The organism is Pseudomonas sp. BP8 (genome assembly GCF_017875955.1).
Lineage (GTDB): Bacteria > Pseudomonadota > Gammaproteobacteria > Pseudomonadales > Pseudomonadaceae > Aquipseudomonas.
This window is the reverse complement of sequence record NZ_JAGINK010000001.1, coordinates 865,461-877,617: the sequence shown is the minus strand read 5'-3', so window position 1 is coordinate 877,617 and position 12,157 is coordinate 865,461. Positions and strand designations below refer to the sequence as shown.

Genomic DNA, 12,157 nt, shown 5'->3' with positions numbered 1-12,157 from the left:
GTGCCGCCCGGCAGGTATCAGCGGGCCGTAGCCAGCTCTTGTTGGACGCTGGCGACGGTACGTGGCCAAGGTTTACCAGCCTGGACCTTCGCTGGCAAGTTCTTGATTGCCGCAACCGCTGCATCGCGGTTGGCGAAGCTGCCGTAAGTGACCACGTAGAGGGGCTTGCCCTGCAGGGTTTTCTTGAAGTAGCGATAGTCGCCACCCTGCGCCTTGACGAACGATTGGGCGGACGCCTCGGAGCTGGTGCCGAGAATCTGTACCACATAATTGCCCGGTTTCTGCCCGCCATACCAGCCACTGTTGGCGCTGCCAGCGGCCGCCGGCTTGGCGGCGGGTTTGGCGGAGGCAACCTGGACCGGCTCAGGCGCAGGCTTGGCAGGTGCTACCGGCTTGGCAGGCTGGGTTGCAACAGGCTTTTGCGCAGGCGCAACCGGCTGGCTCGGCGCACTGGCAATCGGCTGTGCCGGAGTAACCGCAGGCCCGGCCGCAACACCAGCTGGCGGCGCAATGGTGGTTACAGTTGGCGGGTTCGACGGCTGCAGCGCGGTATTGCCGGCCGGGCCACTCTCCTCACCATCACCCATGCCCGCCGCTTGGGCCAGCGGCTCGCGCATGACCGGCTGGGACTGACCCACCAGTGGCAGCGGCATCGGTTGTGAAGAGCCGGAGAACTCGATCGCCGGGTTGCCATTGTTCGGCTGACCGGCGGCTGGCTGGCCCTCACCCAGTGGCAGCTGGGCCTGGGCGGCTGGGGCGTCAGTCGGGGCCTTGTCGGCACCCTTCTTGGGCATCAGCACCGCGGCGGCAACGGCGACCACGACGACTGCAGACAACGCGAGTACGTGTTTCTTAGGCATATTGAACCCCATGGTTGGTCGCTTCGCCGTAGCGCGGGTGGCGATCATGGCTTCGATCAAGGTATCGCGGGCAACCTGGTTGATAGCGCCAGGCCAGCCGTCCGAATGTTCATGGATATCGGCGATCTGCTCAGCGGTGAACACCTCGATGCCCCGACCAGCACCGTCCAGGCGCTGCTCCAGGTACTCGCGGGTCTCTTCTTCACTGTAGGGGGCGAGTTCGATAATGTGAAACCGCTCGGCACCCACTTCCAGCTCGTCCAGACCGGCGATAAGCGAAGGCTCACCAAACAGGAACACATGCGGACGCCCTTCCGGCACGCCCGCCGCCAACTCCAGCAACGCTTGGAGTGCCGACTCGTCGAGTTGTTCCGCATCGTCCACCAACAGATAGACTTCCTGCCCGGTCAGCGCCAGCTGCACCACCTGGGAGAGGATCGCCTGCATTTCAGCCTGGGCCACGCCAAGCGACTGGGCGACCTGGGCAAGCACACTGGCCGCATCGCTGGCGCCGCGGGCGGAGACCACCACGCTCTGCACCGACTGTTTGTTGGTGCTGGCGACCAGGGCCTGGCGCAGCAGGGTCTTGCCGCTGCCCAACGGGCCAGTGACCACCAGCATCAGCTGGCTGTAGCGAGCCAAGTGATGCAGCTGGCCAAGCACGGGTTTGCGCTGAGCCGGAAAGAACTTGAAGCCGGGCACACGCGGCGCGAACGGATCGTGGCTCAGCTGGTAATGGTCGAGAAACGCCTCATCGGCATGCAAACTGGTCATTGCGTTGTCACAACCTCAAAGCTGGGCCACGATCGCGCGGTAATCCGCCGCCAGCGTGGCCTGAAGGATCTCTTTCGGATAGTCGTCGGTGATAACGGCCTCGCCCAACTGGCGCAACAGCACCAGGCGCAAGCGACCGTCGAGCACCTTCTTGTCGACCGCCATATGCTCCATGAAATGCGCCGGGGTCATTTCCTGTGGTGGCACCACCGGCAATCCTGCGTCCTGCAACAGGCGAATTCCGCGATCACGTGCAGGCAGGTCGATCCAGCCCAGACGCATGGACATTTCCAGGGCCATTACCGTGCCTGCGGCCACGGCTTCGCCGTGCAGCCAGACGCCATAGCCCATGTGGGTTTCGATGGCATGGCCAAAGGTATGGCCGAGGTTGAGAGTGGCCCGCACACCTGACTCACGCTCGTCGGCACCGACTACCGCAGCCTTGGCCGCGCAGGAACGGCGGATGGCCTCGGTCAGGGCAGTGTTGTCCAGGCCTCGCAGGGCGGCCATATTTTCTTCGAGCCAGTCGAGGAAAGACTTGTCGCAGATCAGGCCGTACTTGATCACCTCGGCAAGCCCCGCCGACAGTTCGCGTGGGGGCAGGGTCTTGAGGGTGGTGGTGTCGATCAGCACCGCATTGGGCTGATAGAAGGCACCGACCATGTTCTTGCCCAGCGGGTGATTGATACCGGTCTTGCCGCCCACCGAGGAGTCGACCTGGGACAACAGCGTGGTGGGCACCTGGATAAAGTCGACACCGCGCTGGTAACACGCCGCGGCGAAGCCGGCCATATCACCGATCACGCCACCACCAAGGGCGACCACGGTGGTCCGGCGGTCATGCCGGGCAGTCAGCAGGCCATCGAAAATAAGCTGCAGGGTTTCCCAATTCTTGTGGGCTTCGCCATCTGGCAGTACCACATGGACCACCGCATAGGCGCCTAGGGTGCGGCTCAGGCGTTCGAGATACAGAGGCGCGACGGTTTCGTTGGAAACGATGGCAACCTGCCGGCCGGCGATGTGCGGCGCCAGCAGCTCGGGCTGGTCCAGCAGGCCTTCGCCAATGTAGATCGGGTAGCTGCGTTCGCCCAGATCGACCTTAAGTGTCTGCATGTATCCCCACAATGTGCTTGGGCGCGGCCTTGCCTGGGCAAACCGCGCGCTAACGTTGAACCCTGCCTCGGCATTGGTCGCCGAGAATAGTCCCGGCTTACCGGGGCGGCAACTGCTCGAGGCGCTCGAGGATATCGAGCACTACCATCCGTGGCGGCCGTTCGTCGGTTTCTACCACGACGTCGGCGATCTCTCGATAGAGCGGGTCACGCGACTCGAGCAAGGCGCGCAACGTCGCCTCCGGATTGGCCGTGCGCAACAGCGGGCGGTTGCGATCGCGGGCGGTGCGGCCGACCTGCTGCTCCACCGATGCGTGCAGATAGATCACCCGCCCCCCGGCATACAGTGCACGCCGGTTGGCTTCGCGCATCACCGCACCGCCGCCGGTCGCGACGACCACGCCGTCCAGCTCGCAGAGCTCGGCGATCATCGCCTCTTCACGATCACGAAAGCCCGGCTCGCCTTCTTTGTCGAAGATCCACGGGATATTGGCGCCGCTCCGCAGTTCGATTTCCTTGTCGGAATCTTTGAACAGCAGACGCAGCTCTTTGGCCAGAAGGCGACCGATGGTGCTTTTGCCAGCACCCATGGGGCCCACAAGTATCAAATTTCGCACAGAATCAACGACTCACAGCAATCGCCTGGTCACTCATGATACGCGGAGTCAGGAAGACCAGCAGCTCGGATTTTTTCTCTTGTAATGCATCGCGTCGAAACAGCCGCCCAACATACGGCAGATCGCCAAGAAATGGCACCTTGTCGACCACATTGTTTTGCGTGGTCGAGTAGACGCCACCAATGACAATGGTCTGGCCATCCGCCACGCGCACCTTGGCATTGACCTCGTTCTTGCGGATCGGTGGCACATCATTGAGTGCATTGACGTAATCAGGCTCGTCCTTGGTCACCCTCACGGTCATGATGACCTGCCCATCGGGGGTGATTTGCGGGGTCACTTCAAGCGACAGCGAAGCCTCGCGAAATGACACCGAAGTGGCGCCGCTCTTGCTGGTTTCCTGGTAAGGCACCTCGGTGCCCTTGAGGATGCGCGCGGTTTCCTTGTCGGCGGTGACCACCTTGGGCTGGGAGATGATCTCGCCGTTGCCGCTTTTTTCCATGGCAGTGAGCTCCAGGTCGAGCAGTGCATCGCCGCGTAACAGCCCCAGCCCCACCCCCGCGGTCGCCCGCTCGACACCGAGGTCAACGAACAGACCGTCACCGAGCTTGCCGTCATTGCCGGCGAGCGGCTTGCCCCAGCGCACCCCGAGGCTTTTTTCGTAGTCGACATTGGCCTCGACGATGCGTGCCTCGATCATCACCTGGCGCACCGGCACGTCCAGCTCGGCAACCAGGCGCCGCAACTCCGCGAGCCGGTCGGCAGGTTGATTGGCCACCAGGGTGTTAGTGCGCAGATCTACCCCCAGACTGCCGCGCCCGGTCAGAATGCCGTCGTCCGCCAAGGTCGCCAGCAAGAGCTCGGCAAGCTCCGCTGCCTGGGCGTGATGAACCGGCAGCAAGGCCCGTTGCAGCGGCTGCAACTGCGCCTCCAGTTCAAGCCCGAGACGTGCCTCGCGAGACTGCCCCGCCAGCTCGGCGGCGGGCGCGACCAGCAGCACATTGCCCTCCTGATGCCGTGCCAGGCCCTTGCTGCGCAACACCAGGTCCAGCGCCTGATCCCAAGGCACCTGCTCCAGCCTCAAGGTGATATTGCCACTGACCGTATCACTGACCACCAGGTTGATCCCGGCGTAGTCGGCCAATATCTGCAGGATCGAGCGCACTTCGACATCCTGGAAGTTCAAGGACAGTGGCTCACCCTCGTAGCTCGTCGCCCAAGCCCCCTGAATCGACAGGATGACTGCCAGTACCCACATCAATTGCCGCTTCACGTTCATCCTTGACCTCTTTGCCCGCGCGGTTCCTTAGCGCGAGATACGTCGTTCGTGGCTGCCAGTCACCGCCGAGAAACACCTGTTCGAGTACTTCCAGCTGATGCTCATCGACCCGTACCACGACCCCCTCATCCCTACCTAAGCGATCCCCCGGACGCAGCCGGTACAGGCGCCCGGCCGAGCGCACCAGCGCCTGGTAACGGCCATCACGGGCAAGACTGCCGACCATTTCCACCTGTGCCAGCGGCACCCTGGCGAGGCCGCCGTGCGTACTGATCTGCGCAGACCAAGGGGCGAATGGATCAGCCCGGGTGGCTTGTAGTGGCGGTCGGGCAGCGCCATGCGCCAACGATGCCGGGGCTTGCAATTGCTCACCGGGGTCATAGGCTTTTACTCGCAGGCGCATACGCAGCAGCCCGGTGCGGCCGGGCGCGAGGCCAAGCTGCAGGTTCGACGGGCGCAACAGGCGCACCTGCCCCAGCCACTCATCCAGCCATGTGCGCAACGCCCAATAGCTGCCCACCACCTCTATCTGCAATGGCGTGGCCCGATGGCCCGGTACAGCCAATTCATCCAGCACCTCGATGCGCTCGAACAGCAGCCCGTGGGCATGCCCAGAACCGGCCAACTGATCGAGCAGATCGCTCAGGCCATCTCCTGCCGCCAGCCGCCAGCGCGCGTCCTGCAGCTCAGCCGTGCTGCGAGCCAGGACGTCCTCAGCCGAGGCACGCGACTGCGCCGAGAGCGACTTGCTCGCATGCGCGCGCTCCAGTGCGTCTAGTGCCTCCGCGCCCAGGCGATAGGCCTGATGAGCTTCATGCAGACGAAACACCCAGCCAAGCGTGAAAACCATCACAGCGAGAACAATCAGCAGGATCACCCTGAAGGCTGCAGAGCGCGTAACCAGAGCCTGCAAGTCGGGCGCCCAGCCGCCGTTCATCGAGAAACCACCATCACCCGCGCCAGCAACAGAAACGCGTCGCCCTCGGGGCCGCTACGGATGTGCTTGAGCTCCAGCGTCTCAAAGAGCTGCGCGTGCTGCAGATCACGCATGAATTGCGCAACAACGGCAGGCGACGCGGCCAAGCCCAGCAGCTGTAATTGGCCTTCCTGCAATGACAACTCGGTGAGTTGCAGCCCCGTGCCAAGCGCTCGCTCCAAGGCGGCGAAGACGCTCTGCGCCTGGCCTTGATCCGACCTTAAAGCCTCAAGTGAAGCGAGCTGAGCAGTGACGACCTGGTGGGCGTGATGCAACCCGTCGACCTCCTCGAGTTGCTTGTCCAGACTGGCAATTCGCGCCTTGCCCTCGACGATGGCAGCGGCCTGCAGATGAGCACGCTGGCGTGCCAGATAATCCAGCACCATCACCCCACAGAACGCCAGCAGCAGGCTGCCAATCAGTGCACGCTGAAATCGTCTTAGCGCGGCAAGGCGATCCCGTTCGCGCCACGGCAGCAGGTTCAGGCGAAGTATCATCAGCCCTCTCCCATCGCCAGGCCGCAGGCCAGTGCCATGGCGGCGCAGCCCTCGGGCATTCCCTGCCCGCCCGCCGCCACCCCGGGCCATGGCGCCAGCGCCTCGCACGGTATAGTCAGCCGCTGCGTCAGGCCTTCGATCCAGCCTGCGGCGGTTTCGCTAGCCACTGCGACCAACACCCCCCGCTCTGGGTCGACGGTGTCGCCCAGCAACCGCGCGACACGCTCCACGCGCTGCTCGGCGCTGTCGACCGGAGCAAATTGCAGGTCATGACGCTGCGGCAACCCCTGCCCCGTCCAGGTGTGCAGCGATGCAGCGCCTGATTCGACGCGCAGCAACCTTTGCCCTGCGGGTAACACGCGTCGCAGGGCGATACTGTCGACTTCCAGCGCCACGGTTTGCAGGCCAGCCTCTTCGAACAGTTGCTCGAGCAGTTCGACCGAACGCTGGCGGCAAGCTGCTACCAGCACATCGACTTGGCAGCCTGGCCCCAGTGAAGGACCCAGCACCTGGAAATCCATCGCCAGATCTTCGAGCGGGAAGGGAAACAGCCGCTGTGCATCGCTCAGCAACTGCGCCTCAATCTGGTCTGTCGTGAGCCCGGCCGGCAGCCGGCAGACCTTGCAGATCACTTGCGTGCCGGGCAAAGCCACAGCGACCTGCCTGCACGTGCTGCCGCTACGTGCATAGGCGCTGCGCAGGGCGGCAATCACCGGCTGCGCGTTGCGCGACCAGTCGTCGCACAAGGGTGAGTGCAATGGCTCCCTGGCCCAGGCAGCCACCTTGCGGCGGCCGTGGCGCCGCTGCAGTTGCAGCATCCGTACCGAGTCGGCGGCAATTTCTACCCCCAACAGTGAACCGGCATCCTTGCCATAACGTCCAAGCATCGCTGTCTCTCTTTGTCAGTCGTCGCCAAACTGCACCAACGGATCCGCCCACACGGGCCGGCCGGTCGCCCGACAAGGCGAAAAATGCTTATAATGCCCAGCGTTTTTTCCCTGTCCGCCGGACCCGCGTGCACTCCATTTCTCAATCTGGACACCCAAAAGCCTTGATACGCCTGCTGAAGTTCTTCTGGTGGTCTTTCGTCGCAGTCATCTGCGCGCTCGTACTCGGTCTGAGCGGTGCGTTTCTGTATCTTAGTCCCAACCTGCCCTCGGTCGAGTCGCTCAGAAGCATCCAGTTGCAGATCCCCCTGAGGGTGTACAGCAGCGACGGCAAACTGATTGCCGAGTTCGGCGAGATGCGGCGCTCTCCAATCCGTTTCGCGGAAATTCCCCCACAGTTCATCCAGGCGCTTCTGTCAGCCGAAGACGACAATTTCCTCAATCACTACGGGGTCGATCCGAGCAGCCTGATGCGCGCTGCGACCCAGCTGGTGAAGTCTGGTCATATCCAGACCGGCGGCAGCACCATCACCATGCAGGTGGCGAAGAACTTCTTCCTCACCAGCGAGCGCAGTTTCTCGCGCAAGACCAACGAAATTCTGCTGGCCCTGCAGATCGAACGTGAGCTGACCAAGGACGAGATCCTTGAGCTGTACGTGAACAAGATCTACCTGGGTAACCGCGCCTACGGCATCGACGCCGCCGCGCAGGTCTACTACGGCAAGTCGATCCGTGACATCAGCCTGGCGCAGATGGCGATGATCGCCGGCCTGCCCAAAGCGCCCTCACGCTTCAACCCGCTGGCCAACCCGACCCGCGCCAAGGAACGCCGCGACTGGATCCTCGGCCGCATGCACAAGCTGGGCAAGATCGACGACGCCAGCTACCGGGCTGCCTTGGCCGAGCCGCTCAACGCCAGTTACCACGTACCAACGCCTGAAGTGAACGCACCGTACATCGCTGAGATGGCCCGTGCCGAAATGGTCGGTCGCTATGGCAGCGAGGCCTATACCGAAGGTTTCCGCGTCACCACCACGGTGCCGAGCGACATGCAGAACATGGCCAACAGCGCCGTGCTCAACGGCCTGTCGGACTATGACGAGCGGCACGGCTACCGTGGTCCGGAGTCGCGCTTCCCTGGCAAGACCCACGCGGCCTGGCTGCAGGAGCTGGCCAAACAGCGCCCCCTCGGCGGCCTGGAGCCGGCCATCGTCACCCAGGTCGACAAGACTGGCCTGCAAGTGCTGACGCGCAACGGCGAAGAGCAGACGGTTGCCTGGGACACCATGAAATGGGCCCGGCCGTTCCTCAACAGCAACGCTCAGGGCCGCGCACCGCAGTCCCCGGCGGACGTTGCTCAGGTCGGTGATCTGATCCGCGTACAACGCCTGGAAGATGCCACGCTCAAGTTCAGCCAGGTCCCTGGAGCGCAAAGCGCACTGGTTACCCTCGACCCGTACAACGGCGCTATCCGCGCCCTGGTCGGCGGTTTCTCGTTCGAGCAGAGCAACTACAACCGCGCGATGCAGGCCAAGCGCCAACCGGGCTCGAGTTTCAAGCCATTCGTCTATAGCGCCGCGCTGGACAGCGGCTACACCGCTGCCAGCCTGGTCAACGACGCACCGATCGTGTTCGTCGACGAGTACCTGGACAAAGTCTGGCGGCCGAAAAACGACACCAACACCTTCCTCGGCCCGATCCGCATGCGCGAGGCGCTGTACAAGTCGCGCAACCTGGTGTCGATCCGCCTGCTGCAGGCGATGGGTGTCGACCGTACCATCGACTACATTGCCAAGTTTGGCTTCAACAAGCAGGACTTGCCGCGCAACCTGTCCCTGGCACTGGGTACCGCGACGCTGACGCCGATGGAGATTGCTACCGGCTGGAGCACCTTTGCCAACGGCGGCTACAAGATCAGCCCGTACCTGATCGAGCGCATTGAAAGTCGCAATGGCGAGACCCTGTTCACCGCCAACCCTGCCCACGTGCCGCAAGGCGCGGGCCAGGACCAGGCGGGTATCGCAGCGCCCGAGCAGCCGATCAGCACCGCCGCCATGCCCGGTGAAGCACCGCCGGTGTTTGGCCAGGTGACGCCTGCGCCGCAAGCGCCGGTGATTGCCGAGCAGATCATTGATGGCCGCACCAGCTACATTCTCACCAGCATGCTGCAGGACGTCATCAAGCGTGGCACCGGGCGCCGGGCAATGGCCTTGGGCCGTACTGACCTGGCAGGCAAGACCGGTACTACCAACGAGTCCAAGGACGCCTGGTTCTCCGGCTACAATGCCGATTACGTGACGACTGTGTGGGTCGGTTTCGACCAGCCGGAAACCCTTGGTCGTCGCGAGTATGGCGGTACGGCGGCGCTGCCGATCTGGATGAGCTTCATGGGCGCGGCCTTGAAGGACAAGCCTAACCATCCGCCGGCCGAGCCTGAGGGTATCCTGAGTTTGCGGGTTGATCCGATCAGCGGCCGGGCCGCGACGCCGAGCACGCCGAATGCCTACTTCGAGCTGTTCAAGGCCGAGGATTCGCCGCCTTCGGGGGATGAGCTGGGCAATGGTGCGGCGCCTGGGAGCCCGCTGCCTGCGGATGAAGCGGCGCCGATGGATCTGTTCTGATCGCAGGTAGGCCGGGTTGGCTTGTTGGCTTGTTGGCTTGCTGGCTTGCTGGCTTGCTGGCTTAGGAAGTGTGGGCTTATCCGTTTGATGTGGTGGCCCCACTGGCCCCTTCCGCCCTTACGGCGGGTCACTTTTTTTCTTGGAAAAAAGTAACCAAAAACCGCTTGCTCCTGCATCCGGCCCTCCGCTGCGCTGCGGGTCCCCTCACTCCGGTCTTGCTCCGGGAGGACCGCGCTGTACGGCCCATCCTGGGCCTCAGCGCTTTCCGGCCATCCATGGCCTCCACCTCCCTGCGCAAGACCTCCACTCGGCCTCCTGACGTCGCGAAGTTACGGGTGGCGTCTGGGCTGGCGTTGTTTTCGATAGTGGCATGGGTAGTGGATATTCGGGCCTCTTCGCGGGACAAGCCCGCTCCTACAGGGATTACGCCGAATTCAAAATTTGCGCAAATCCTGTAGGAGCGGGCTTGCCCCGCGAAGAGGCCGGTACTGCCAATGCAAATCGCAGGGCGCAGCCCTGCCAGCCACCCCACAAATCCGCTGGTAAATAAACAAAGCGAGAGCGCAGCGATTCGCCTGCCGTTGCCCTGATTTGTGGAGAGCCCAGGAAGTACGCAAATCCTGTAGGAGCGGCGGTGCGGCGATCCGACTTGCCCCGCGAAGAGGCCGGTACTGCCAATGCAAATCGCAGGGCCCAGCCCTGCCAGCCACCCCACAAATCCGCTGGTAAATAGACAAAAGCGAGAGCGCAGCGATTCGCCTGCCGTTGCCCTGGCTGTTGATCTTGATCTTGATCTTGCTCTTGATCTACAGCGACTTCAGGAGGCCGAGCGCAGGTCTTGCGTAGGGAGGTGGAGGCCATGGATGGCCGGAAAGCGCTGAGGCCCAGGATGGGCCGTACAGCGCGGTTCTCCCGGAGCAAGACCGGAGCGAGGGAACCCCGAAGCGCAGCGTAGGGGCCGGATGCAGGAGCAAGCGGTTTTTGGTTACTTTTTTCCAAGAAAAAAAGTGACCCGCCGTAAGGGCGGAAGGGGCCAGATAATCCACCACATCAAATGGATAAGCCCCCAACCCTCAAGCCCAAGCCCCCCACCAACCCGCGAAGAACCAAAAAAAAGCCCCAACTCTCAAGAGCCAGGGCTTTTCGCTAATGCTACGACCAATCAGCCGTTGAACACGTCATCCACGCTTTTCAGCGGATAGTGCTTCGGATACGGCAGAGTCGCCACACCACTTTCGATCGCAGCCTTGGCTACCGCATCGGAAACCAAGGTGATCAGACGTGGGTCCATCGGCTTCGGAATGATGTACTCACGACCGAATTCCAGCGCCTGAACCCCGTACGCATCGCAAACTTCCTTCGGCACCGGCTGCTTGGCCAGGTCCTTCAGGGCGATGGCAGCAGCAATCTTCATCTCTTCGTTGATGCGCTTGGCGCGAACGTCCAGGGCACCACGGAAGATGAACGGGAAGCCGAGAACGTTGTTGACTTGGTTCGGGTAGTCGGAACGACCGGTCGCCATGATCACGTCATCGCGAGTGGCATGAGCCAGCTCAGGGCTGATTTCTGGATCAGGGTTCGAGCAAGCGAACACGATCGGGTTGGCAGCCATCGACTTCAGGCCTTCAGGGCTCAGCAGGTTCGGGCCGGACAGGCCAACGAACACGTCTGCACCTTGCAGGGCATCAGCCAGGGTGCGCTTGTCGGTCGCGTGAGCGAACTGCGCCTTGTACTGGTTGAGGTCGTCACGGCCAGCGTGGATTACGCCGGAACGGTCGATCATGAAGATGTTCTCGACCTTGGCACCCATGCTGACCAGCAGCTTCATGCACGAGATGGCTGCAGCGCCAGCGCCGAGGCAGACGATTTGAGCGTCTTCGAGTTTCTTGCCGGCGATTTCCAGGGCGTTGATCATGCCGGCCGCGGTGACGATGGCGGTGCCATGCTGGTCATCGTGGAAGACCGGGATGTCGCACTGCTCGATCAGGGTGCGCTCGATCTCGAAGCACTCTGGTGCCTTGATGTCTTCGAGGTTGATGCCACCGAAGGTGATGGAGATGCGGCGAACGGTGTCGATGAAAGCCTGTGGGCTTTCCGATTCGACTTCGATGTCGAATACGTCGATACCTGCGAAACGCTTGAACAGAACGCCCTTGCCTTCCATGACCGGCTTGGAGGCCAGTGGGCCGAGGTCACCCAGGCCAAGAATGGCGGTACCGTCGGAGATCACGGCGACCAGGTTGCCCTTGCCGGTGTATTTGTAAGCCAGCTCTGGATCACGACCGATCTCGCGCACAGGCTCGGCGACGCCCGGGCTGTAGGCCAGGGACAGGTCACGCGCGGTGGCGGTAGGCTTGGTGAGCTCGACGCTCAGTTTCCCCGGACGGGGCTGAGCATGGTATTCGAGAGCGGCGGTTTTCAGGTCTGACATGGTGGGCAATTCCGCTATTTACTGTTCTGACGGACCGCCGAGGATACGCAAAGTGCCGAGCAGCGACAAGACTGCCCGGTCACATGTGTCAAGGCCCTAAGCC

The 12,157-nt window shown here is 62.8% G+C and carries 9 protein-coding genes; 1 reads left to right on the top strand and 8 read right to left on the bottom strand.

Annotated elements, in window-relative coordinates; translation table 11 throughout:
• Nucleotides 1-17 precede the first annotated feature (17 nt).
• The 7 genes from J3B00_RS03895 to pilM all read right to left on the bottom strand — a co-directional run bounded on the left by J3B00_RS03895 (nucleotide 18) and on the right by pilM (nucleotide 7,002).
• Complete coding sequence (locus J3B00_RS03895; RefSeq protein ID WP_209864108.1) at nucleotides 18-1,634, bottom strand: AAA family ATPase; 1,617 nt, start codon at nucleotides 1,632-1,634, stop codon at nucleotides 18-20.
• 15 nt (nucleotides 1,635-1,649) lie between these two features.
• Entirely contained in the window at nucleotides 1,650-2,747 is a 1,098-nt protein-coding gene (gene aroB / locus J3B00_RS03890; RefSeq protein WP_209864105.1) for a 3-dehydroquinate synthase, read from the bottom strand.
• A gap of 97 nt (nucleotides 2,748-2,844) precedes the next feature.
• Complete coding sequence (aroK, locus tag J3B00_RS03885) at nucleotides 2,845-3,363, bottom strand: shikimate kinase AroK (protein WP_209864101.1); 519 nt, start codon at nucleotides 3,361-3,363, stop codon at nucleotides 2,845-2,847.
• Between the two features lie 4 nt (nucleotides 3,364-3,367).
• Nucleotides 3,368-4,636, bottom strand: coding sequence for a type IV pilus secretin PilQ (pilQ, locus tag J3B00_RS03880; protein WP_348635979.1), 1,269 nt, complete (start codon nucleotides 4,634-4,636; stop codon nucleotides 3,368-3,370).
• The gene (locus J3B00_RS03875) at nucleotides 4,560-5,579 is read right to left on the bottom strand and encodes a pilus assembly protein PilP (protein WP_209864094.1); all 1,020 of its coding nucleotides are present in this window, start codon (nucleotides 5,577-5,579) and stop codon (nucleotides 4,560-4,562) included. Before J3B00_RS03875 ends, pilQ begins: the two co-directional genes overlap by 77 nt.
• Nucleotides 5,576-6,112 (bottom strand): PilN domain-containing protein, encoded by a 537-nt coding sequence (locus tag J3B00_RS03870; protein WP_209874581.1) that lies wholly within the window; start codon nucleotides 6,110-6,112, stop codon nucleotides 5,576-5,578. The genes J3B00_RS03875 and J3B00_RS03870 overlap by 4 nt, the downstream gene beginning before the upstream one ends.
• A gap of 2 nt (nucleotides 6,113-6,114) precedes the next feature.
• On the bottom strand, nucleotides 6,115-7,002 hold the full coding sequence (pilM, locus tag J3B00_RS03865) for a pilus assembly protein PilM (RefSeq protein ID WP_209864091.1): 888 nt from the start codon (nucleotides 7,000-7,002) through the stop codon (nucleotides 6,115-6,117).
• 164 nt (nucleotides 7,003-7,166) lie between these two features.
• On the opposite strand from pilM, the gene J3B00_RS03860 reads away from it, so the two are divergent.
• Nucleotides 7,167-9,623: a penicillin-binding protein 1A gene (locus J3B00_RS03860; RefSeq protein WP_209864088.1), complete on the top strand. Its 2,457-nt coding sequence runs from the start codon at nucleotides 7,167-7,169 to the stop codon at nucleotides 9,621-9,623.
• 1,162 nt (nucleotides 9,624-10,785) lie between these two features.
• Here the strand turns inward: J3B00_RS03860 and J3B00_RS03855 are convergent.
• The gene (locus J3B00_RS03855; protein WP_209864085.1) at nucleotides 10,786-12,054 is read right to left on the bottom strand and encodes a malic enzyme-like NAD(P)-binding protein; all 1,269 of its coding nucleotides are present in this window, start codon (nucleotides 12,052-12,054) and stop codon (nucleotides 10,786-10,788) included.
• Nucleotides 12,055-12,157: the final 103 nt, after the last annotated feature.